This window comes from Rhodanobacteraceae bacterium (genome assembly GCA_024234055.1).
GTDB lineage: Bacteria > Pseudomonadota > Gammaproteobacteria > Xanthomonadales > SZUA-5 > JADKFD01.
The window spans coordinates 38849-62040 of record JACKOW010000001.1; the positions used below are offsets into that span (position 1 = coordinate 38849).

The following is a 23192-nucleotide window of genomic DNA, read 5'->3' on the forward strand; positions in this document are numbered from 1 at the left end:
GAGGTCAACGCGGTAGTCTTGGCACCTACTTGCCAGGAGCGCCAAGATGAAGACCATCCGAGCCCAGTACACCCAGCGTGGCCCCAATCCGCACCAGCTGATCGCTCCGGTTGAGTTTGAACTGCCTGAGCTGGGGGCTGGCGAGGCTCGCGTCGAAGTGCTCGCCGCGCCGATCAACCCCAGCGATGTACTGACCATCACCGGCGAATACGGCATTCTGCCGCCGCTGCCGGCCATTGGCGGCAATGAAGGTGTGGGTCGTGTCGTGGCGGTATCCGATGATGTGGATTCGCTCCCGGTCGGAACGGTGGTCTTGCTGCCGGTCGGCTGTGGCAGCTGGTCGACGCTGCTGCAATTGCCAGCCAAATCGCTGGTGCCGCTGCCGTCCGGCGTCGATCCGGTGCAGTTGTCGATGTTGACGGTCAACCCGCCCACCGCGCTTCTGATGCTGCGCGATTTCGTCGACCTCCAGCCGGGTGACTGGGTAATCCAGAATGCTGCCAATTCGGCCGTGGGCGGCTATCTGGTGCAGATCGCCAGACTGCGCGGGATCAATACCTTGAACGTGGTACGGCGCGAATCGGCCGTTGAGGGCGTGCGCGAACTTGGTGCCGAGCATGTGCTGGTCGACGGCGAAGACCTGCCCAAACGGGTCAGAGCCATCACCGGCGACGCCCCGGTGCGGCTGGGTATCGATTGCGTGGGCGGCGTGTCTACCGAGAATCTTGCCCGTTGCCTGAGTGAAGGCGGCACGCTGGTGAACTACGGTGCCATGAGCGGCGAGCGCTGCATGATCTCGCCGCGCTATTTCGTGTTCCGCGACATCACGCTGCGCGGCTTCTGGCTCTCGCAGTGGTTCAAGCGCACTGATCCGGCGGCGCGCAAGGCTGTCTTCGCAGAAATCGGCGCCCTGATTGCCACCGGCAAGCTGAAGGCCAAGGTGCAGGCCACCTATGCGCTGACCGAGATCGACAAGGCTGTCGCCGCCGCGGCTGGCGGTGAACGCGATGGCAAGATCGTGGTGGTGCCGAATGGCTGAAGACCCGGTGCGCGCCGACGTCCTCGCGCTATCCAGGCCAGGAAGTCACTGCAGCAAGGCCTGCACCTGACGCGCGCGCTCGACCAGGCGACCGATGGCTGAAACCGATACCTTGAGCTGCGACAGACGCCCGCGCCGCCCGAGTTGCAGTTCGGCATCGCTGCGCAGCTGATTGAGCGCCGCAGAGGCAGAGACAGGTCTTCACCAGCAGTACCAGTGGCCAGTGGACCGGTGGGCCGTGCATCAGTCTCGGCCGCCAGCCGGTTCGCAGTCGCACGATCCCCCGCAATGGCGGCGTATTCCAGGATGTCGATTGGACCTGATCGGCGGAAGTCGGCGTAGCCGACGCTCAAGCTTTCTTCAGGTCTGCGCTGTGCCCTGATGTTCGGGTTCAGGCTCAAGGCATGGCCCACTATAACTGCCGCTCAACCGCGTCCCTCCCGCGCGCTTCGCCGCAGGCGGTACATTTCGGCGTCGGCGCGGGCCAGGGTGTCGCCCAGACTCTCGCCGCGCTCGCGCAGGGCCTGGCCCAGGGAATAGCGGCAGGGTGCGGCGTCCATGTCGCCACGCAAGCGCGCGATCAGCGCCTGCAGATGGGTCTGGCTGGCATCTGCCAACAGCAGCACGAACTCGTCGCCACCGCTGCGGACCACGGCATCGTCTTCGCGAATGTGCGACTGCAGGTAGCGCGTCATGGCGATCAGTACCTGGTCGCCGGCCTCGTGTCCACGGCTGTCATTGATCTGCTTGAAATGATCCAGATCGACATTGATGACGCCCCACGGACGCTCGCCCATTCTCCGCTCGAATTCGGGGAAGTAGCGCCGGTTGTAGGCCTGTGTCAGGGCATCGCGCAGATTTTCCTCGCGCAGCGCTTCTGCCTCGCGTTGCTGTTCGGTGATGTCGACGGCGCTGCCGATGGCGTAGCCGCGGGTCTCGGAGACCCGCGTGCTGTATTGCCACAGGCGCTCGGTGGCGTCCATGCGTCGCACCTGCATGGTGCCTTCGTCCTGGTGTTGCATGGCCAGCCGGCGCAGATAGTCCTCGAAATTCCGGCGTGATTCATCCGTGAGGAAATCGCCGAGCGCTCGTCCTACCAGTTGCTCCGGCAAGGTGCCAAGGGCTTCGGCGGTGGCCAGATTGACCATGACCAGTTCGCCGCTCAGATCATGCAGGAACACCATGCCCTTGCTCAGCCGCAGCAGATCGGTGGCCTTGGACTCGCTCTCGCGGCGTGCCGTCAGCGCCGCTTCCAGGCGTCGATTCAATCGCCGCTGCAGGATGAAGAAGAAGGACAGGATCAAGACGATGCCCAGAGTCGCGAACATCAGCCAGCGGGTCAGTCGATTGGACTCGGCCAGCGCCTGTTCGCGCTCCTTGGCCAGTTCTGCTTCGCTGGCCAGGCGCATGACCTCCAGTTCCTGGGTGGCGTAGGTCAGGCGCGCCTCGTAGTCATCGGCGGCCTTGGCCCGGTCACTCTGGCTGACCTCACGGTCCAGATCCAGAAAGCGGTCGACAAGTGTGTTCCAGGTGGTCGAATCGGCGTTGTGATCGACCATCAGCTCCATCAATTGTCGCGACAGGCGCAGCTCGTCGCGGGCCAGCCCGAGTTGATGAAAGGATTCGAAGGCCGTGCGCAGCTCGCGCTCCGCCGTTGCGCGGTCCCCCGCATCCATGGCGGCGAGTCCGAGCACCTCGTGACCCAGGCCGTCGAGTTGGGTATTGGCCAGTTGTGCCCCCAAGTCCAGCACCCGCTGGCCACCCTCGATCTGGGTGGCGATATCTCCGTCCTGACGGGCCACGCGGGCCGATTCCAGTGCCAATTCGGCGGACAGCTTGGGATCATGGACGGCATCGGCCGCGGCCAGCGCCTCACGCAGCGTGGCGCGGGCGGCCTCGAGCTGTTTGAGCTGCGTTTCGGCGCGGGCGCGATTGCGCAGCAGACGCGCGCGCATGGCCAGGGCTTGATTCGGGCCCAGCTGTTCCAGCCCCAGATTCGCGTAGCGGGCGGCAGATTCATGCTTTCCCAGCATGAAACTCAGCGAGGAATAGCCCAGGTAGACATCCGCCGCCAGGGCCGGTGATGGGTGCTTTTCCAGCAAGAGCTGTGCGTCGCCGAGCAGATGCTCGCCGCGGGTGTAATCCTGGCGAGCAAAGCTGCCGCGGCTTTGCGCGATCAGGCCGCGAACTTCCAGAATCGGGTCGTCGGCCATACGGGCAGCCAATGCGGCGGCCGCTCCGGCGTCGCGCTGACAGGTCCAGTCGGCCACCACGCGGCAGGCATTGGCACGGGCCAGTTCCAGCAGCGCCTGCAGGCGCGGGTCGCGTGCTTCCCGGGCGCGCTCGAGCTCTGCCGGCAAGGCCTCCAGCACCTGATCGGGCTCGGTCAGGGCCTGGATTTCGAGCGGGTGCCGGGGCAAATCGTCGTCATCGGCCTGTGCGTAGACCGAAAGCTGCAAGCCGGCGAAAAGCAGGCATAGCATGACCGCGCGCAACAACCCTGTCGGCGCGGTCGGATACTGGGCGCTTCCCAGCATAGGTACCCTCCGGTTGAACCGGCCCCCGTGACCAGCGGCGCGAATTCTAACCTACGCATGGGCAGATCAGCATTTGCCCGCACAAATGGCTGCAGTCGCATTGCGTGCCGGTTTCCTTCTGCTGCGACAGCCTGCTAGCTTGGCTCACCCATCGCCGGCCCCTACCGCCATGCATTACCTCCTGATCTACCAGCTGTCCCCTGACTACCTGTCCCGTCGCGCAGAGTTTCGCAGCGCCCATCTGCAACTGGCCTGGGCGGCCCAGGAGAGTCAGGGCTTGATTCTCGGCGGCGCCCTCGGTGATCCGGCCGATCAGGCCATCCTGCTGTTTCAGGGCGATACGCCGGCAGCCGCCGAGCGCTTTGCCCGAGCTGATCCCTATGTGACCAACGGTCTGGTGCTGAGTTGGAGCGTGCGGCTGTGGAATACGGTGGTCGGCGATCAGGCCAGCCATCCGGTTCGTCCCCAGGGCTAGACCCGAATGGCCGCTCCGGCATCCTTTCACGCCGCCCTTGTGTGAGCATCTCCCTTTGACCCTTGGATCCACGGATGTCGACTTTCGTTCTGGTGCTGTTCCTCTGGATCTTCTCGGTCTGCCTGCATGAGTTTGCACATGCGGCCGTGGCTTATCAGGGTGGCGACACCACGGTCAAGGACAAGGGCTATCTGACGCTCAACCCGAGCAAGTACCTGGACCCGATGAACTCGCTGCTGCTGCCGGTGGTGTTTCTCGTCATGGGTGGTATCGGCTTGCCGGGCGCGGCGGTCTACATCAACCGCAGCCTGCTGCGCTCGGCGCACTGGGACAGTGCGGTGTCTCTGGCCGGGCCGGCCATGAATCTGCTCTTGCTGGTGTTGTTGGCCGGCCTGCTGGGCCTGCCCGCGGTGGCGGCCAGCGAGTACGCACCGGCGCTGGCCTTTCTGGCACTGCTGCAGGCCAGCGCGGTGGTGCTGAATCTATTGCCCCTGCCCGGCTTCGACGGCTACGGGGCGATCTGGCCCTATCTGCCGGCGCATCTGCGCGCCCAGTTCGATCGCTACGCCGGCTACGCCGTGCTGGTGCTGTTCCTGCTGTTGTTCATGGTGCCGCCCTTCGCCCGCGCCTTCTGGGGTCTGGTCGGTCTGCTGGTCGACGCCGTAGGCGTGCCCCTGGGTCTGGCGCGCCTGGGTTATGCCGAGTTCCGCTTCTGGGATTGAGGGGGCCAGGGTGAAGCGGGGCACGTGGCACGGGGCACGGGGATCCGCCGCCATCGACCGGCCTACCGCGAGGTGTGACGGGCAAAAGTAGAGACTCGACATCAGGCCAGACCAGGCGGCGAGGCTGGCCCGTGCCCCGTGCCCCCTGCCCCAGTGACGAATAACCAAGGAGCGGCAATTCACCCGCAGACTCGTGTCTCATCCAAGCCGCCTGTTGCCCACCCTACTGCCGCCAACTGCGGCGATCAGCGATCTGCGCCGGCCCGTGGCTGGCGCGGTAGGGATTGATGTCCAGACCGCCGCGACGGGTGTAGCGGGCTTCCACGCGCAGTTCGTCGGGCGCACAGCGTGCCTGGAGGTCGACAAAGATCCGCTCCACGCACTGCTCGTGAAACTCGCGTACCTCTCGGAAAGACACCAGATAACGCAGCAGGCCGGCCGCATCGATGCGCGGTCCGCGATAGTCGATGACCACGCTGGCCCAATCGGGCTGTCCGGTCACTGGGCAATTGGACTTCAGCAGATTTGATACCAGCGTTTCGCTGACCCGTTGGTTGACGTCGGAAGCCAGTGCCTGCGCCTGCAGCTCCGTACTTGATTCGCAGTCGACCTCAAGATCGTCGATGCAGCGCCCCGGCAAGGCGCCAGGCGCCAATTGCGACCACTGCTCGGGCAGCAGCAATTCGATTGCCACAGGCGCGCCAGCGGCCGCCGACAGATCAGCAACGATGCGTTGCGCCACGGCTTCGGACGAGGGCATGCGCTCGCGCGCATAGCTGTTCAGATAGAGCTTGAAGCTCTTCGATTCGATCAGATACGGCGAATCTGCCGGTACGCACGCCCGAAGCACCGCCACCCGCGGCTTGCCGCCGGGCTGCAGCCAGCCCAGCTCGAATCCGGTCCAGCGATCACTGCCGACGAAGGGCAGCGATTCGCCCAGACCCAGCTCGGCACGCGCCTGGGCACGGGCGATGGGCATCAGCAGATCGGGGCTGTAGGCGGGTTCGTGCTCGACGGTGCGGCCGAGCAGGGTATGGGAAAGGTCGGGCATGGGGCCGCTGTGGCTCTGGTTCATGACTTCCAAAGATAGCCGGATGGAGCTGAGTGGGGCGTCACGGCCGGAGGCCGGTTTCCACCCGACAGTGGCGATGGGTCATGAACCGGTATGCCCAGATCACGGCGGCTTTGAGGAAGGCCGCGCGCCTGCGCGGCCGCTCCTGATGTCCAATAGGCGGCGCCCCAGCGCGGCGCCCTCCAGGGCCGCTCTCGCCTTCAGGGTCGCAATGAACCCAGATCTGCCGGTGTGTCGATATCGATGGCCAGTTGCGGCGCGGGCACACTGAGGACGGAAGGGTCGCCGCTTCGCAGCAAGACGCGCGCGCCCAGGTCGCCGCCAAGTGCGGCCAGGCGCGGCCGCCATTCGGCCGGAAACAGCGCCGGGATGCCCAGCGTATCGGCGTAGGCACTGGCCACCGCGCAATCGGGTCTCTGCTGTCCCCGCGCGACCAGCGCACGCAGATGGTCGGCGTCGAGCGCTGGCTGATCGACGCCCAGGACCAGCACCGCCAGGGCGGGATTGGTGATGGCTTCCACGCCGGCAGCGAGGCTGCGCCCCATGCCCTCGGTCCAGTCGGCCACCAGCACCTCGCGCCAACGCAGCCCCTGCAGCGCCGCGCGGCAGCCCTCGACCTCGGCACCCAGCGAGACCAGCAATTCGGTGGGTTCGGTGGCCAACGCGGCCAGCGCCATGCGCCGGATCAGGCTGATGCCATTCAGGTCCAGCAGTTGCTTGGGTTGGCCCAGGCGGCGTGATCCACCGGCTGCCAGCAACAGGGCCAGATGCGCAGGCTCAGGCACCGGCGAACACCTGAGTCAGCCGCGCGGCAATCGACAGCGCCACCGATTCCGGTCCGTGGCTGTGCAGCATCAGGCCCACCGGGCCTTCCAGACGATCCCGCAGATTCGCGGCCAGCGCCGGCGGCAGTTCGCCCAGCAACTCGTCGCGGCGCACGGCGGGCCCGAGCAGACCAACGAAAGCGATCGAAGACGGCGCCAGCCGCGTCAGGCAGCGTTGATCCTCGTCGTACAGATGCGTCGCGCACAGCGCTGCGTCGTAGGCGGACAGATCAAGCTCGGACAGGGCATCGCCCGGACGTGCGTCGATCAGCCGATCGGCGTCGGCCAGGCGCGCGTCGGCCAGATAGCGTGCTCGATGTTCGATCAGATCCACATGCCAGCCCAGCGTGCGCGCCAGCGCCAGCAACGCTGGCGCTTCCGGGCCACCGCCGAGCAGCAGCAGTCGCGGCGGCGGGGCAATGCGCACGCAGTCGGCGGAGGCTGGGCCGACGGTACTCGACAGGATCTGCGGCGGATCAGCGCGGGCATCCACAAACAGCACTTGATGGGCTTCGTCGGCGGCGACCAGTGCATCCAGCAGCGGATGCCGCGGACCGCCCGACGGCCACAGCAGGACCTCGGTTTCACCGCGACAGCCACTTTGCGAGCCGAACCATCGGTCCTCATCGCTGCGGGTGTCGAAACTGGCCCGGCGAATCTCTCCCGTTGCCAGCGCCGTTTGCGCGGCAGCCACCAGATCGGCCTCCAGGCAGCCGCCGCTGATGCAGCCGGCCACAAGTCCATCGTTATCGATCAGCGCCAATGCCCCTGGCTTGCGATAGCTGGAGCCGCGCGTGGCCATCACCAATGCCGCCACCGCCGCTCGCGGCCGCGCACGCCAGTCGGTCAGCAGATGGCGCAGGCTGTGATGAACAGGGTAGGACAGCAAGCGCTGCTCCGACTTCATGGGCACTACGCACAGGATAGGGCAGCACTTGCGATATGGGTCCATGGAGAGCCACCTGTTTCGGCCTGAAACTGCCCACGGGCCATGAACCCTGGCAGGTACGACGTGGCCTTGAGGAGGGACGCGCGCCTGCGCGGCCGCTCTTGATCTCCGCTCAGCGCACAGCGGCGCCGCGCCCTCCACAACAGCGACCCGATACCCCCGGTACCCGGCGCTCGAATGCGGTTCATGGAGAGCCACCTGTTCCGGCCTGAAACTGCGCACGGGCCATGAACCCCCGGCGTCATTGCGACCCCGGACTTGATCCGGGGGAAGCAATCCAAAGGTGTGCGGCGATACCCTGGATTGCTTCGTCGCTGCGCTCCTCGCAATGACGCATCAATAACTTACGATATGGGTTCATGGAGAGCACAGCGAAGCAATCCAGAAGCACGCCCCGTGAAGCATCGGATGGCTTGGTTCCGCCGCGCAGCTGCTCGCGCCTTCGCCCCCGGAAGCGCCCAATCTGCCGCCGCTGGCCCGAAATGTGCCCGACGGATCTCTGCCGCCCCGGTCAGAGTCATCGGCACTTGAAGCCATGGAGCTGGACATGCGAGCTGGGAAAATCGTCAAGGGCCTGTTGCTGTTGCTGCCCGGCCTGTATGCGGCGATCTACTTGTTGAATCTGCCTTTCCGCGCCGCGCCACCGGCGGCAGATTTCGAGTGGATTTCGCACCGAGGTGTGCACCAGACCTTCAGAACCGATGACCTGGATAACGAGACCTGCACCGCCACGCGCATCTTTCCACCCACTCACGGCTTGTTGGAAAACACGCTGCCATCCATGGCCGCAGCCTTCGACCGCGGTGCGCACATGATCGAGCTGGATATTCATCGCACGCTGGACGGCGAACTCGCGGTGTTTCACGACTGGACCGTGGATTGTCGGACCGAGGGTCAGGGCGAAACCCGCGAGCACACACTGGCGCAACTGCAGGCGCTGGATGTGGGCTATGGCTACACCGCCGATGGCGGAGCGACCTTCCCCTTTCGGGGTCAGGGCGTGGGCCTGCTACCGAGCCTGCGTCAGGTGCTGCGGGCCTTTCCCGAGGGTCGCTTCATGATCAATCAGAAGGATCGCTCGGTGGACACCACTCGGCTGCTGGCGCAGATCCTGGCGCAGGAAAGGGCCAGCGAGCGTGTTTGCCTGAACGCGATTCCCGAGCTCAACCGGGTCTACGCCGAGCTCGTGGAGCAGGCCTGCGTGATGCCGGGCCGGGTCGGCATCAGGCGCTGTCTGGTCGACTACCTGAAAACAGGATGGACCGGGCGACTGCCGTCCAGTTGCGCCGGCCAGCGCCTCGTGCTGCCGGATTGGAAGGCCATGCGTCTGGTCTGGGGTTGGCCGGGCACCTTCATCGAGCGGGTGCATGCCAGCGGTGGAACCGTCCACATCTGGAGCAACGATCCGCAGCGGTTGCCCGCACTGCGTGCGCTGGGAATCGACGGCATACTCACCGATCGTATCGAGTTGATGCCGACCGGGGGCGTTCCATGAACCCATCTCGCAAGTTCTTGCCGCGTCATTGCGAGCCCCGTGTATCGGCCCGACACTGCCCACGGGCCATGAACCACATGCTTGGCGATAGGAGCGACCTCGAGTCGCGACCAGACAGCCGCACGGCGGCAACAAGGATCGCGCCGCGAGGGCGCTCCTACCGGTGAATAAGGCCGGAGTAAAATCAATGAATTACGATGCCGGTTCATGGAGAGAGCGGCCGCGCAGGCGCGCGTCCCTCCCCAAAGCCGCTCCGAGCCCGCCTCCGGGTTCATGGCCCATGCCCGCACAGGCGGCGGCTAACGAATTTCCTCTGCCGCGCTAGGGCTTGATGAAGTCCGTCGCCGCCACCGGACCCCGATGGCTCAGGCCAATCACCGGCCGCCTGCTGCGCTGGACCCTGGGCATGGCCATCATCGTGCCCGTCTGGCTGTTGTTGCGCCTGGGTCTGCAGGCCCTGCCGCAGCCGCCGCTGTCGCTGCAGGCGCCGCAATCGGTGGCGGTCTACGATCGTCATGGACAGCTGCTGCGTCTCAGTCTGGCCAGTGACCAGCGCTATCGCTTGTGGCAGCCGCTGGAACAGATCTCGCCGCTGCTGATCGATGCAGTGCTGTTGCACGAGGACGCCTGGTTTCGCTGGCACCCGGGCTTCAACCCGCTGAGCCTCATGCGCGGCGCCTGGAGCACCTATGTCTCGGGTGAGGCGCGCATCGGTGGCTCCACCGTGACCATGCAGTTGGCGCGGCTGCTGGGACGGCTGGATACACGCACGCCGCGCGGCAAGCTGCGCCAGATCGCCGACGCCGTATGGCTGGAGCTGCGCTACAGCAAGGACGAGATCCTTGAGGCTTATCTGAACCTGGCGCCCTATGGCGGCAATATCGAAGGTGCCGGCGCCGCCAGTCTGATCTATTTCGACAAACCGGTGCAGGCCTTGACCCTGCCCGAAGCCCTGACCCTGGCCGTGCTGCCTCAGGCGCCGGCGCGGCGCGGACGGCTGGCCGAGGATGGCAGTGCCACGGTCATCGGTCCGGCACTGGCCGCGGCCAGGGATCGGCTGTTTCAACGCTACCGCGCCACCGTGGTGGTCGACACCGCCGACGAGGCACTGATGGGCCTGCCCCTGCGCCTGCGCGCGTCCGGCGCCCTGCCGTTCTCGGCGCCGCACTTCGTCGAGCGGGTGCTGGCCGAGCGCTGGCGACGCGGCGATACCGAGCCGGTGCTCACCACCACGCTCGATCTGCGACTGCAACGCATCGCCGAGCAGGCCGTGAGCACGCATCTGGGTCGCTGGCGTCAGAAGGGCCTGAACAATGCGGTGGTGATGCTGGTCGACGCCCGCGACATGGGCGTTCGGGCGCTGGTCGGGTCTGCCGATTACGGCAACGCCGCGATCGCCGGTCAGGTCAACGGCGCAGCGGCCAAGCGCTCGCCGGGATCCACCTTGAAACCTTTCATCTACGGTCTGGCCATCGATCAGGGCATTCTGCATCCGGCGACGGTGCTGCGCGATGTGCCGAGCGCCTTCGGGCCGTTCACTCCGGAGAATTTCGATGGCCATTTCCTCGGGCCAGTGACTGCGACCGAAGCCCTGGTGCGTTCGCGCAACATCCCGGCCGTGCTGGTGGCGGCCCGACTGCATCGGCCCAGCTTTTACGACTTCCTGCGCAGTGCCGGCATCTCGCGCATGGCCAGCGCCGAACACTATGGCCTGGCGCTCGTGCTCGGCGGCGGCGAAGTCACGATGGAGGAGTTGGTGCAGTTGTACGCGCTGCTCGGCAACGACGGCGAACTGCGGTCGCTGCGCTGGCTGGATCAGAGTCCCGATGGCGAATCCAGGGCCCTGCTCAGTGCCGAGGCGGCCTTCATGGTGCGCGACATGCTGGCCAGGAATCCACGTCCGGACCTGAGCACGCTGGCCCAGACCGACGCCCCGCGGGTGGCCTGGAAGACCGGCACCAGTTGGGCCTTTCGCGATGCCTGGAGCGCCGGACTGGTCGGCCCCTATGTGCTGGTGGTGTGGATGGGCAACTTCGACGGCCGCGGCAATCCGGCGCTGATCGGTGTCGATGCTGCGGCACCGCTGTTCTTCGCCATCGTCGATGCCCTGCAGGCGGCCCATGTGGATCTGTCCGAACCTCAGCGGCGCTGGCCGCTGAATCTGCGCCGGGTCGAAATCTGCCGGGCCTCGGGCGAACTCCCCAACACCTGGTGTCCCAAGCGTGGCCAGACCTGGTTCATTCCCGGGGTCTCACCGATTCGGGTCAGCAGCATTCATCGTGGCATACAGGTTGATCGGCAGAGTGGCGAACCGGTCTGTGGTCGGCGCGATCCGGCCACCGTGCGCACCGAGGTCTATGAATTCTGGCCGAGCGATCTGGCTGAGGTCTTCGAACGCGCCGGCATGCCCCGCCGGAAACCGCCGCGCGGGGCCGACTGCGCCGGTGCCGAGCACTGGCTGGGCAGCCCGCCCCAGATCAGTTCGCCGTTGCGGGCCACCGCCTACGCGCTGCGACTGTCGCGCCCCGACCAGAACCAGATCGAGTTGATGGCCAGCAGCGATGCCGACGTCAGTCGACTGTATTGGTTTGCCGGCAACAGTTTCCTCGGCGAAGCCCCGACCGGTGCCGGTCTGCGCTGGACCCCGCCCGGCCCCGGCCACTACCGCCTGCGAGCGGTCGACGATCACGGCCGAGCGGCGGAACGCGAGGTGGAAGTGGTGGTGGAGAAGTAGCGGCTGCAGCACCGAAGCGGTGGGAGCGGCTTCAGCCGCGATTCGCTTTCGCAGTTGAGGTCGGCATCCGCAAACACATCGCAAGCACCTGAAGAAAGCATTTTCCGCAAAGGACGCAAAGGACGCAAAGTAGGGCGATTCCAGGATTTCGGCGGGCGAGGTCGGCATGGATCTCCGGCAGGCCGGCCGATCTTTGAACCTTTCGCGTCCTTTGCGTCCTTTGCGGACAAGAAACACGGGCCCCGTAGTCGCCTACAGTTCGACGCGCAAACAAGCGCCGCCATTTGTGACCGGAACTCCCAGGCAGTGCCCGCCCGCCCTACACCGCCGCCGTCACCACGATCTCGATGCGCCACTGGGGATTGGCCAGCGCGGCCTGCACGGTCGCCCGCGGCGGCGTGTGGCCGGGGGTGACCCAGGCATCCCAGACTGCGTTCATGCCGGGGAAATCGGCCAGATCCGCCAGGAAGATCTGGGCCATCAGGATCTTGGTCTTGTCGCTGCCGGCGCGTTCCAGCAGGGCATCGATGGCGGCCAGCACCTGCCGGGTCTGACCGCCGATATCGGCACTGGCGTCGTCGGCGATTTGCCCCGCCAGATGGGCGATGCCGTTGTACACACTCATTTCCGACATGCGTGCGCCGACGTCAAAGCGTTGGATGATCCGGTTGCCCATCAATACTCTCCGTGCCTGGATTGCGATTATTGCGGCCGGCGGGCAAGGGGGCGGCGTGCGTTGCCAAAGCGTGTTGCCGAACGCACGCCCGTCGCGCCTGACGGGTTAGGATGCAAGCTTGCCATCAGTTCGAGCGCAAGTCATGGCTACCGTGAAAACCTCAGGCACCGCGGCCACTTTCGAAATCTCCTCGGAAAAGCCGCCACGCTTCACGCCGAACCACAAGCTGGTGCTGTCGCAAGTGACCGCGGCCCTGATCGAGGACGGCATGCTGAGCGTCGAGGACTCGCAGCGCGTGGTCATGGACGCGCGCTCCGGAAGCGGCCGACTGGACCTGAATCCGCTGGTCATCATTGCCAACCTCAAGTTCAAGGATCAGCGCGACACCAGCAAGACCCTGACACTGGAGTCGCTGACCGAATGGCTGGCCGAGCAGGCGGGTCTGCCTTATTTCAAGATCGATCCGATGAAGATCAAGATGGGCGAAGTGACCGAGGTCATCGGTCAGGCCTACGCCCAGCGCTACAAGATCCTGCCAGTGTCGGTGAGCGAAAACGAAGTGGTGTTCGCCACCAGCGAACCGATGATCGACAGCTGGCGGCCAGACCTGGCGCACATCCTGCGCAAGGAGTTGAAGTGCGTCGTTGCCAATCCGCTCGACGTCTCGCGCTTCCTGATGGAGTTCTACGGTGTCACCCGCAGTGTGCGCAAGGCCAAGGATGCCAAGGACAACACCCGCGAGTTCGGTGCCAAGATCATCAATTTCGAACAGCTGCTGGAACTGGGCAAAAGCGCCAACCTCGGCGCCGACGATCAGCACATCGTGCAGATCGTCGACTGGTTGCTGCAATACGCCTTCGAGCAGCGCGCCAGCGACATCCATCTGGAACCGCGCCGCGAAATCTCCAATGTGCGTTTCCGCATCGATGGCGTGATGCACAAGACCTTCGAGCTGCCGACCCCGGTGATGTCCGGTGTGACCGCCCGCATCAAGGTGCTTGGGCGCATGGATCTGGCCGAGAAGCGGCGCCCGCAGGATGGCCGCCTGAAGGCGCGGAGCCCCTCAGGGCGCGAGGTGGAAATGCGCCTGTCGACCATGCCCACCGCGTTCGGCGAGAAAGTGGTCATGCGCATCTTCGACCCCGATATCGTGGTCAAGGAATTCGCCCAGCTCGGTTTCTCCGAGCGTGAGGGCAAGCTCTGGGAAGACATGATCGCCGTGCCGCACGGCATCGTGCTGGTCACCGGCCCTACCGGCTCGGGCAAGACCACCACCCTGTACTCGACGCTGAAGCGACTGGCGACCCCTGAGATCAATGTCTGCACGGTCGAAGACCCGATCGAAATGGTCTCGCCCGAATTCAATCAGATGCAGGTGCAGCACAACATCGACCTCGGTTTCGCCGAGGGCGTGCGCACGCTGCTGCGCCAGGATCCGGACATCATCATGGTCGGCGAAATCCGCGACCTGGAAACCGCGCAGATGGCCATCCAGGCCGCCCTGACCGGGCATCTGGTGTTGTCCACGCTGCACACCAACGATGCCCCGAGCGCCATTCAGCGCCTGATGGATCTGGGCGCGCCCTACTATCTGCTGCAGGGCACGATCGTCGGCATCATGGCCCAGCGCCTGGTACGCACCCTGTGCCCGCATTGCAAGCGTCTGAACGCCAAGATCGACGAGCCCAGATGGAAGGCGCTGTGCCATCCCTGGCGCGCCGAAGTGCCCTCCCGTGTCGGCGCCCCCGTGGGCTGCATGGAATGCCGCAAGACCGGCTTCCTCGGCCGTACCGGCATCTACGAGATGTTCCGCGTCTCCCCCAGCCTGCGCGCCATGATCAACCCCAGCATCGAACTCGCCAAGTTCAGCGAAGCCGCCCTCAAGGAAGGCATGCGCCCGCTGCGCCTGTCCGCCGCCATGCACGTCGCCCGCGGCTTGACCACGGTGGAGGAGGTGTTGGGGGTGTTGCCGCCTATCGACTAGCGTTGGTTGCTGGTTGCTGGTTGCTGGGACACGGGACACGGGACACGGGGCACGGGGCACGGGGCACGGGGCACGGGAAAGGCCGCGGCGCCGCCGGCTGTTGTAGGTCCAGACTTGTCTGGACGCTTCTTCCGCACCGAGCAAAGAACGCGCTCCTGTAGGTCCAGACTTGTCTGGACGCTTCTTCCCCGCCAGACCTTGAGCCCGGCTGCATCGAACCGGCTCGTCGCGCCCCTCGGCAAGTTGCGGCCCGCGATTTCGCGGGCGCAGACTTGTTCTCCGCGTATAGAACTTCCCTGGTGAGGTGTCTGTGTACTTGCACTACCGATGGCAGGCGCAATGGATGTCGGTGCTCATGGTCGCTCTGCTGCTGACGCCGGCGGTCTTCGCGGCCGAATCGCGGCTTCAGACGGAAGCCGTGAAACCGCAAGCCTCCCAGTTGAGGAAGATCCCGGGAACTGCATGCGGATATCTGCCGGACGACGTTACCGAGATCCAGCTGCTCACGCTGACGACAGACCAGTTGCAGCAGCTCGCAGGACTGAACCCCTATGTCGCCGTGGCCTTGCTGTATGCGCAGCAGGGTGATGTGGTCGAGCGATCGCCGTTCGGTTCAAGGTCGCTATTCGGCGCGTCATTGACACCGGATCAAGCGACCCGTGCAGCGGTCGACCTGCAGAGTCTGGAGCAGGGCCGATCGCGCTTTGATCCCGGCTATGCGGTCACGGTCGAGGACAGCTTCGAGCCGATTGCCGATGGCAGGGTCGCGCGCAGTTTTCTCACCCGTTACCGCTCACCCTCGGGCGCTACCCTGGACGTCTATCCGCCGCTGGTGCTGGTGGTGAAGCCAATCAGCGAGCGTATCGACCATGATCTGTTCGGCATCAAGATTATCGACTACGCGCTGGATTCGGTTCGGGGCGACGGCGTCGAAGAACTTGCCGTCTTCTGAAGCCGGTTCAGACAGGATCTGCACACGCGCTCAAGGCAGGCGGCACTGACCAGCCTCGAACCCTGGTTGGAGCGACCTCGTGTCGAGACCCACCCGAATGCACCATTGGTCGCGCCGCAAGGGCGCTCCTACGCAAAGCAGGCGCGTGAGATGGGCCAGGGGCACACTTCAAGGCCGCGGCCTGCGAGCCTTTCCCGTGCCCCGTGCCCCGTGCCCAATCTCAGTACAACACCCCAACCATCAGTCGCGTGATCAGGTAGGCCACCAGCATGCCCACCGCCAGCACGCCGGCAACCAGGTAGCTGGCCAGGCCTTCCTTGATGCCGGCCACGCGCGCCAGGCCGGTGAACACCACCAGCACCATCAGGCTCATGCCCACCAGCAGGGGCAATTGACCGACGGGGCCGCCGATACCGACCACGCTGAGCAGATAGGTCACCAGGGTGCCAAGGCCGATGGGCAGCAGTGCCGCGCCGCCGATGAAGATATCGAAGGCCAGTTTGCCCTCGCCGCGGAAGATCAGGCGTGACAGCCAGCTGCCAGCGCCGATGCCCACGGCGGCACCGAGCGTGGTGCCCAGGCCAACCAGGAAGCCCTTGAAGCCCATGGACATCATGCCGCCGCCGACCATCGACAGCGCGCCGCCACCGCTGACCAGCAGGCAGATGACCGCCACGACCGCGAAGACCAGTCCGACACCAATGGCTTGCGGTGCTTCCAGATCGCGATAGGCTTCGGGCAGGGCGCCGACCGGGTTGTAGATCAGTTTTCTGAAGGTGGCGAAAGCATCCTTGGCAGCCGCCTGGGCCTTGTTCATGGCCTCTTGTGCGGCGCGCTGATAGTCGGCGCGGGACTGCGAAGTGGAATCGGTGCTGGTTTCTGGCGGCGTCGGCGGCGGATTCGGTGGTGTCTGTTCGGGTGTATCGCTCATGGCTCGGTGCTCCCTGATTGAAAACCTCGGTAACCACGATGTTTACGCGGATCGAGATCGGGCACACGGTGATGGCTGGCGGCATGACCGATGGCGGACTGCGTCCTGGCCTTGGTCGCGCTATTCTGAGCGCCGGATACTCACGAGGGATCGAGCATGGTCAAGACCGTAGACGCCGGCGCTGGCATCAACTGGTTGCAGGGTGGCTGGGCTGCCTTCAAGTCCGGAGGGCCTTTGCTGATCGGCATGGTCTTCGTGTCGCTGCTGCTGGTGCTGATTCTGCGTCTGGTGCCCTGGTTCGGTGCGCTGCTGGCACCGATTCTGGCGACCTTTCTCTATTCAGGCATGCTGATCAGTGTGCGTGGTTCCGCTGGCGGCAGGGTCATGCAGTTCGACGATCTGTGGAGTGCCTTCGGCAATCAGGACAAGATGGTGCATCTGGCCATCGTGGCGCTGGTGCCCACGCTGGGCGAATTGCTGCGGGCCGCACTGCCCGGTGGTTTCTTCGGCTGGCTGATCAGCGGTCTGATCGGGGTCACGGTGCTGGCCCTCACCTACTTTGCCGTTCCGCTGGTGCTGTTCCGCAATCAGGAAGCGCCGCACGCACTCAAGTCCAGCTTCGATGGCGTGCTCGCCAACCTGCCGGCCGTCATCGTGTTCTGGATCGCCTGCATCATCCTGACGGTAGTCGCCATCATCCCGGTTGGCTTGGGCTTGCTGGTGTTGATTCCGGTGCTGTTGGGAGCGGCCTACGAGGCCTATGCCGAGATCTACGGTGATGTCGAGCTCGCGCCCAATGACCCGGCGCCGGCAGGCGACCCACCGCCGCCGCCGGCGGGGTGAAGCTGGTTTCGGATGGAAGCTGGGCCCAGGACAGAAGTCGGTGTCGGTGTCGGTAAGAGCGGGTGATGGCACCGAGCAGGCAGCGGTAGGGTGGAACCCGCCTGCGGCCTGACCCGGGGCCTCCTTGAGTCTTGAAGGCGGATTCCACCGGCCTTTGGGTTGCGGCGCAAGCTGAGGTCTCGATGGTGGATTCTTCGCCTGCGGCGAAGGATCCACTCTACGCGGCTGTTTCCGACACCGACACCAACAACCTGGGTCTCGATGGTGGATTCTTCGCCGGCGGCGGAGGATCCACCCTACGCTACTGGCGCGTCCTTCGCCGGCGGCTTGGCCACCATGCCGGCGGCAACGATGCCGATCTCGTAGAGGATGCACATCGGGATGGCCAGCATCAGCTGGCTGACCACATCCGGCGGTGTCAGCACGGCGGCTACGACGAAGGCGCCGACCACCACGTAGGAACGCGAGGCCTTCAGCTGCGGCACGGTGACCCAGCCGAGCGCCACCAGGATCACGGTGGCCACCGGCACTTCGAAAGTCACGCCGAAAGCCAGAAAGATCACCAGCACGAAGTCCAGATAGCGAGTGATGTCAGTCATCACCGACACGCCGTCAGGTGCAATCGCCTGCATGAAGCCGAACACCGTGGGCAGTACCAGGAAGTATGCGAAGGCGCAGCCCAGATAGAACAGCAGGGTGCTGGAGATCAGCAGTGGCACCGCCAGTTTCTGCTCGTGCCGGTAAAGCCCGGGCGCCACGAATGCCCAGAGCTGGTAGAGCACAAAGGGCATGGCGGCGATCAGCGCCACGAAAAAACTGAGCTTCAGTGGCGTGAAAAAGGGCGAGGCCGGATCGATGGCGATCATCTGCGCGCCTTCAGGCAGGGTCTGGCGGAAGGGCACCGCCAGCATCGTGTACAAACGATTGCCAAATGGAATCAGGGCTAGCGCCAGTACCAGCCAGGCCGCTACCGCGCGCAGCAGGCGGGTGCGAAGTTCAACCAGATGCGACAGAAAGCCCTGGCCGCCGTCATCATCGTCAGCGGCGGGTTGCATCGTCCACACTCTTCAGTGAATCACGGATTTCCCGGGCCTGCTGCTCCAGCGGTTCGGTCACGCTGCGCAGGGTTTCCGAGGGCTGCGGCATGTTCTTGAGGGCGCGCTTGAGTTCTTCATCGCGCACTTCCCGTTCCACCTCGGCCTTGACCGATTCGAAGCTGCTGCGCGCCTTGCGCAGCAGTGCACCCACGGTGCGTGCCGCACCGGGCAGTCGCTCCGGACCCAGTACCACCAGGGCCACCAGCGCGATCAGCATCAGTTCGGAAAAGCCGACGTCGAACACGGCCGCGCTCAGTTCTTCTGGGCCGGCTCTTTCTCGGCCTCTTCGGCCTTGGCCGTGGGCTTGGGATCTGCTTCGAGCTTGGCGGGGTCATTGCCTTCGGCCAGGCCCTGCTTGAAACCCTTGATGGCAGCGCCGAGGTCAGTGCCGACGTTGCGCAAGCGCTTGGTACCGAACACCACCAACACCACCACCAGCACGATCAGCCAGTGACCAATACTCCATGTGCCCATGTGCTACTCCAATGACTGCTTTCGATGAGCATAACGGTCTGGCGTCAATGGCGGATGACAGCCAACCATCAGCGCGAGGTCTGTTCTTCCAACTGATCGCGGAAATCGATGATGAAACCTGGTGCGCCCTGGGTGCGACCTTCAAAGAGCGCGCGTGGCGAGGTGCCCTTGCCGTACACGCGTTCGATCGCATCATAGTCGACGGCCAGCACCGAGCCATCCAGTGCCACGCCGGCGAACAGGCCGCGGGTGCGAGCGTAGGCCAGGATCTCGGCCTTCAGTTCGCCGTCGGTGGCTGCCGCTGCCTGTCGTCCGACCGGGCCTGCGGCGACCGAGGCGTCCGCGCCCAGTGTGAACTTGCCAGACACCAGATTGTCGACGCCACGCGGCGTGCGGAACACCAGAATGATGTCGGCCGATTGCACGCCGGCCTGAAAGCCGAAACTGCCGCCGGTGACCGTGATGTACGCCGGGTTCGACCAGGTGCCGTCTGACTGTCGCACCGAGATGAGGCCCTTGCCGCGACGTCCACCGACCACAAAACCCACCTTGACCACCTCGGGTATGACCGCGATGGCATAGGCTTTGGACAACAGGGAGGCCGGAATCTCGCTGTCCGGTGTCGACTGAACCTGCTTGAGCACCGCCAGTGCAGTCTCGGCGCGCTTCTGCTCCTTGCGGCCAGCATGTGCCGGCGCGGCTGCCGTCATCATCAGCAGCGCAAGGACAGTCAGAAGGGCGAAACCGCGGGACAGTATCGAATTCATGCTTGCATCTCCTGCAGGAATCATTCCGGGAGCGCCCACGCAGCAGCCGGCGCAGCAATGACTGGGGAGCATGCCCGACAACGACTTAGGCAGCGATGAACAGGGTCGGCCGAATCAGCGCGACTGAAAGCGAATGGCTGCGAACCCGAACAGAGCCAACAGTAACGACAGCAGTGCCTGACCCTGACTGCCGAGCGTGGGAATGGCGGGTGGCACCGCCGGGCCCGCTGGGCCTGTTGGTGCCTCGCAAACCGGCTTGGCGATGGCCAGGCTCTCGACTCCTGGCAGCGTCGAGCTGATGCGCTGTGCGGCACCGCTGACCGGATCGATAGTGAAGACCACACTGGGTTCCGGGTTGATGGACGTGCCGGTCATGTCGGCCACTCCCCAGAGGATGCCGCCGGCATCAAAATCCAGGCCGCCATCGGTGAAGCGCAGGCCGCCACCCAGAGGACCAATCAGCTCGGCCCGACCAGTGATGACGTCGATGCGATAGAGGTTCTCGTCACCCGAGGAGCCGATGCCATAGACGCCGTCATAGCGCGCTGCCAGACCGGTGATGGCAGCACCCAATGCTCCTTCGCTGCCGACCAGGGTCGCAGCGCCCGTGCTGACGTCCACTCGGTAGAGGCTGCGGCGGCTGTCGGAACTGGCGTACAGGTTGCCGGCGCAGTCGAACGTCAGGCCGAAATCGAAATTCGACGTGCGTGACAACCCGGTATTGCCTTCGCGCCCATCGACCGGCAATGCAATACCCGTATCGCGGTCGATCCGCAGCAAGGTCTTGCTGGCATCGTCGATGCCGTAGAGATTGCCATTGGCATCCAAGGCCAAGCCTTCGACGTCGGCATAGGGAGCGCTGGAAGGGGCGGCGCGAACCTCGCCCACCTTCGCTGCATCACCGTTGATCAAATCGAGTGTATGCAGGGTATCGAAATCGCGCACACTCGGGTCATCCGAATTCACGATGAACCCGGAAGCTGCATAGGATGCCGCCGCCGGAAAGACAGCAGCAAGCACCAAGAGCGCGATGGGAGCGCGTCGAATCTGCATTGTTTTAGTTATCTGAATCGTCACCACGACGTGCGCCACATTAGTCTATCAGCACTGTTGCTGACAGACAAAGCCTGTCCCGTTGCGGAAATTGCTCGATTTCGTGACCTTTCACGCACTGCGGACAGCCAGGCAGGATTGTATTCGCGCATGCTTGCGCCCTGAACTGCACAAGGACTGATCGATCGGATGCCGAGCTATACCGGAAACACCGAGGCCGAGGGACATGGTGGCCAGCCGCTGACTGCCGTGGTGCTGGTCAATCTGGGCACACCGGATGCGCCAACCGCCTCGGCCCTGCGTCGCTACCTGGGAGAATTTCTGGCGGATCCGCGCGTGGTGGAAACGCCCCGTTGGTTGTGGTGGCTGATCCTGCACGGCGTCATCTTGCGTATCCGCCCGGCGCGCTCGGCGCGCGCCTACGCCAAGGTCTGGACCGAGCAGGGATCGCCCTTGCTGGTGGGCAGTCGGGCCTTGACTGATGCGGTGGCAGCGCGCGTGCGTGAGGCGATGGGCGATCAGGCACCGGTGGTCGAGCTGGCCATGAGCTATGGCAGCCCGAATCTGCGTGAGGTGCTGGACGGTCTACGCAGGCGCGGCTTGCGGCGGCTGTTGGTATTGCCGCTGTACCCGCAGTACTCGGGCAGCACCACCGCTTCGGTGTTCGATGCAGTGACCCAATGTCTGCGCCAGTGGCGCTGGGTGCCGGAGCTGCGATTCATCACCGACTACTACCGTGAGCCCGGCTACATCAGCGCCCTCGCCGAGAGCGTGCGCGACCATTGGCGGGTACATGGCCGCGGCGAACGCCTGATGCTGAGCTTTCATGGTATTCCCAGACGCTATTTGCTCAACGGAGATCCCTACTACTGCCAGTGCCAGGTCACTGCACGCCTGTTGCGCGACGCGCTGCAATTGACCGAGCAGCAGATGTTCGTGAGCTTCCAGTCCCGGGTGGGTCGCGAACCCTGGTTGCAGCCCTACACCGATCTGACGCTGGGCGAATGGGGCAAGGCCGGCGTTGGCGACGTCGATGTGCTTTGTCCGGGTTTCTCCATCGACTGTCTGGAAACGCTGGAAGAGATTGCCCAGGAAAATGCCGAGACCTTTGCTCACGCCGGCGGCGGCAAGTTGCGCTACATCCCGGCTCTCAACCACCGCCCGGCCCATGTCGACACGCTGGCCTCACTGATCCAGCGTCAGCTGGGTGGCTGGCTGCCGCCCGGCGACGATGCCCTGGACCAGACTGCGCGCAGTGTCCGGGTGAATCAGATCAAGGCCGACCAAGTCTGGCTGGGGACATCGCGATGAGTCTTTTTGCCGATGCCGAAGAGTGGCAGTTGGCGGTACTGGAGCAAACCTGGGCAGGTCTGGCGTGGGGTGAGATGGATCAGCCGCCGGCACTGCTGCTGCATGGCTGGCTGGACAACGCCGGCAGCTTCGGGCCGCTGGCCCGAGGCTTGGCCGGGCGCCGGTTGTGGGTGCCCGACCTGCCCGGTCATGGCCGCAGCGGCCATCGGCCGGCGGGTACCTGGTATCACTTCGTCGACTACGTCAGCGATCTGATGGCGCTGACCGAGGCACTGGGACTGACCCGCTTCGATCTGATCGGGCATTCGATGGGGGGCGCCATTGCCACGCTGTTGGCCGCGGCCTACCCGGAACGGGTACGGCGACTGGTGTTGATCGAGGCGCTGGGGCCGCTGGGGCGTCCGGCCGAGGTTTGCGCCGCTGATCTGCGGCGTGCCGTTGATGCGCGCCTCAAGCTGGAGCAGAAGCAGCTCAAGGTGCATGGTGACCGCAGCGCCGCGCGGCGTGCGCGGATGCAGGCCAATGGGCTCAGTGAGCAGGCAGCCGATGCCCTGATCGAGCGGGCACTGATGCCGGCGTCGGGCGGCTACATCTGGAGTTCCGATCCGCGGCAGACACTGCCAACGCCGATCCGCGGCACCGAGGAACAGTATCTGGCTTTGCTCGCCGCCATCCGCTCGCCGACCTTGGCGATCTTTGCCGAACCGGCGACGCCCTACCTCAGCGGCCCGGATGCCGAGCGCCGTCTGGCGGCGCTGCGCCCGGCGCAGATCGAGCGCCTGCCCGGCGGGCATCATCTGCATCTGGAGAATCCGGCGCCGGTTGCCGAGCTGATCCGCGAGTTTCTGGCTGGCGACGATCAGGTCCCGTGAGCCCCTCTCAAGCCGGCTGTGTCGGCTCGACACGGCAACGATCCATGAACCGCGGCGTCATTGCGAGGAGCGCAGCGACGAAGCAATCCAGGGTTGCGCCGCACGCCCCTGGATTGCTTCGCTACGCTCTCCATGAACCCATATCGCAAGTTGTTGACTGGCTGTCATAGGTCACGTTGCTCGCGTAGCGAGCTACGTGAGGCAACTCGATGTCACGTAGTCCGCTGACGCGGACAACATGAACCCTGGCAGGCCCGAAGCGGCCTTGAGGAGGGACGCGCGCCTGCGCGGCCGCTCTTGATCTCCGCTCAGCGCAAAGCGGCGTCGCAGCGCGGCGCCCTCCACAGTGCGCTGCACCGCGACTGCTATGTCCTGAGGCAAGTCG

Annotated in this window: 21 protein-coding genes; 10 read left to right on the forward strand and 11 right to left on the reverse strand. The window is 65.0% G+C overall.

Going from position 1 to position 23192, the window contains the following annotated elements; translation table 11 throughout:
• The first annotated feature begins 46 nt into the window (after positions 1-46).
• Entirely contained in the window at positions 47-1039 is a 993-nt protein-coding gene (locus tag H7A19_00145) for a zinc-dependent alcohol dehydrogenase family protein (protein ID MCP5473238.1), read from the forward strand.
• A 425-nt stretch (positions 1040-1464) separates the two neighbouring features.
• Here the strand turns inward: H7A19_00145 and H7A19_00150 are convergent, their stop codons facing one another.
• Positions 1465-3576: a diguanylate cyclase gene (locus H7A19_00150; GenBank protein ID MCP5473239.1), complete on the reverse strand. Its 2112-nt coding sequence runs from the start codon at positions 3574-3576 to the stop codon at positions 1465-1467.
• A gap of 169 nt (positions 3577-3745) precedes the next feature.
• On the opposite strand from H7A19_00150, the gene H7A19_00155 reads away from it, so the two are divergent.
• Entirely contained in the window at positions 3746-4051 is a 306-nt protein-coding gene (locus tag H7A19_00155; protein MCP5473240.1) for a YciI family protein, read from the forward strand.
• A gap of 74 nt (positions 4052-4125) precedes the next feature.
• Positions 4126-4773, forward strand: a complete 648-nt coding sequence (locus tag H7A19_00160) for a site-2 protease family protein (protein MCP5473241.1) — start codon at positions 4126-4128, stop codon at positions 4771-4773.
• A 223-nt stretch (positions 4774-4996) separates the two neighbouring features.
• Here the strand turns inward: H7A19_00160 and queF are convergent, their stop codons facing one another.
• The 3 genes from queF to H7A19_00175 all read right to left on the reverse strand — a co-directional run bounded on the left by queF (position 4997) and on the right by H7A19_00175 (position 7576).
• Positions 4997-5824, reverse strand: a complete 828-nt coding sequence (queF, locus tag H7A19_00165; protein ID MCP5473242.1) for an NADPH-dependent 7-cyano-7-deazaguanine reductase QueF — start codon at positions 5822-5824, stop codon at positions 4997-4999.
• A gap of 221 nt (positions 5825-6045) precedes the next feature.
• A complete protein-coding gene (locus tag H7A19_00170; protein MCP5473243.1) occupies positions 6046-6630 on the reverse strand; it encodes a nucleotidyltransferase family protein in 585 nt (194 codons plus the stop codon).
• On the reverse strand, positions 6623-7576 hold the full coding sequence (locus tag H7A19_00175) for an XdhC family protein (GenBank protein MCP5473244.1): 954 nt from the start codon (positions 7574-7576) through the stop codon (positions 6623-6625). Before H7A19_00175 ends, H7A19_00170 begins: the two co-directional genes overlap by 8 nt.
• 589 nt (positions 7577-8165) lie before the next feature.
• On the opposite strand from H7A19_00175, the gene H7A19_00180 reads away from it, so the two are divergent.
• Positions 8166-9113 carry a glycerophosphodiester phosphodiesterase gene (locus H7A19_00180; GenBank protein ID MCP5473245.1) on the forward strand — a complete coding sequence of 316 codons (948 nt, stop codon included), beginning with the start codon at positions 8166-8168 and terminating at the stop codon, positions 9111-9113.
• Positions 9114-9444: 331 nt separating this feature from the next.
• Positions 9445-11847 carry a penicillin-binding protein 1C gene (gene pbpC, locus H7A19_00185; GenBank protein ID MCP5473246.1) on the forward strand — a complete coding sequence of 801 codons (2403 nt, stop codon included), beginning with the start codon at positions 9445-9447 and terminating at the stop codon, positions 11845-11847.
• Positions 11848-12166: 319 nt separating this feature from the next.
• Here the strand turns inward: pbpC and H7A19_00190 are convergent, their stop codons facing one another.
• On the reverse strand, positions 12167-12511 hold the full coding sequence (locus H7A19_00190) for a RidA family protein (protein ID MCP5473247.1): 345 nt from the start codon (positions 12509-12511) through the stop codon (positions 12167-12169).
• Positions 12512-12665: 154 nt separating this feature from the next.
• Between H7A19_00190 and H7A19_00195 the strand changes: the two genes are divergently transcribed.
• Together H7A19_00195 and H7A19_00200 are read left to right on the forward strand one after the other, a co-directional pair.
• On the forward strand, positions 12666-14507 hold the full coding sequence (locus tag H7A19_00195) for a type II/IV secretion system protein (GenBank protein MCP5473248.1): 1842 nt from the start codon (positions 12666-12668) through the stop codon (positions 14505-14507).
• A gap of 316 nt (positions 14508-14823) precedes the next feature.
• Positions 14824-15459 carry a hypothetical protein gene (locus H7A19_00200; GenBank protein ID MCP5473249.1) on the forward strand — a complete coding sequence of 212 codons (636 nt, stop codon included), beginning with the start codon at positions 14824-14826 and terminating at the stop codon, positions 15457-15459.
• A 220-nt stretch (positions 15460-15679) separates the two neighbouring features.
• On the opposite strand, the gene H7A19_00205 is transcribed toward H7A19_00200, so the two are convergent.
• Entirely contained in the window at positions 15680-16390 is a 711-nt protein-coding gene (locus tag H7A19_00205; protein ID MCP5473250.1) for a hypothetical protein, read from the reverse strand.
• A 156-nt stretch (positions 16391-16546) separates the two neighbouring features.
• Here H7A19_00205 and H7A19_00210 point away from each other — a divergent pair, with 156 nt between their 5' ends.
• The gene (locus H7A19_00210) at positions 16547-17233 is read left to right on the forward strand and encodes a hypothetical protein (GenBank protein MCP5473251.1); all 687 of its coding nucleotides are present in this window, start codon (positions 16547-16549) and stop codon (positions 17231-17233) included.
• 296 nt (positions 17234-17529) lie between these two features.
• On the opposite strand, the gene tatC is transcribed toward H7A19_00210, so the two are convergent.
• From tatC to H7A19_00235, 5 genes are all read right to left on the reverse strand, one after another.
• Complete coding sequence (gene tatC / locus H7A19_00215; GenBank protein ID MCP5473252.1) at positions 17530-18288, reverse strand: twin-arginine translocase subunit TatC; 759 nt, start codon at positions 18286-18288, stop codon at positions 17530-17532.
• Complete coding sequence (tatB, locus tag H7A19_00220) at positions 18272-18574, reverse strand: twin-arginine translocase subunit TatB (GenBank protein ID MCP5473253.1); 303 nt, start codon at positions 18572-18574, stop codon at positions 18272-18274. The genes tatC and tatB overlap by 17 nt, the downstream gene beginning before the upstream one ends.
• A gap of 8 nt (positions 18575-18582) precedes the next feature.
• Positions 18583-18804, reverse strand: coding sequence for a Sec-independent protein translocase subunit TatA (gene tatA / locus H7A19_00225; protein MCP5473254.1), 222 nt, complete (start codon positions 18802-18804; stop codon positions 18583-18585).
• A 68-nt stretch (positions 18805-18872) separates the two neighbouring features.
• Positions 18873-19517, reverse strand: a complete 645-nt coding sequence (locus H7A19_00230) for a lipid-binding SYLF domain-containing protein (protein ID MCP5473255.1) — start codon at positions 19515-19517, stop codon at positions 18873-18875.
• Between the two features lie 168 nt (positions 19518-19685).
• On the reverse strand, positions 19686-20537 hold the full coding sequence (locus H7A19_00235) for an IPTL-CTERM sorting domain-containing protein (GenBank protein MCP5473256.1): 852 nt from the start codon (positions 20535-20537) through the stop codon (positions 19686-19688).
• A 276-nt stretch (positions 20538-20813) separates the two neighbouring features.
• On the opposite strand from H7A19_00235, the gene H7A19_00240 reads away from it, so the two are divergent.
• Both H7A19_00240 and H7A19_00245 read left to right on the forward strand, forming a co-directional pair.
• Positions 20814-21935, forward strand: coding sequence for a ferrochelatase (locus tag H7A19_00240; GenBank protein MCP5473257.1), 1122 nt, complete (start codon positions 20814-20816; stop codon positions 21933-21935).
• A gap of 92 nt (positions 21936-22027) precedes the next feature.
• Entirely contained in the window at positions 22028-22807 is a 780-nt protein-coding gene (locus H7A19_00245; protein MCP5473258.1) for an alpha/beta hydrolase, read from the forward strand.
• Positions 22808-23192: the final 385 nt, after the last annotated feature.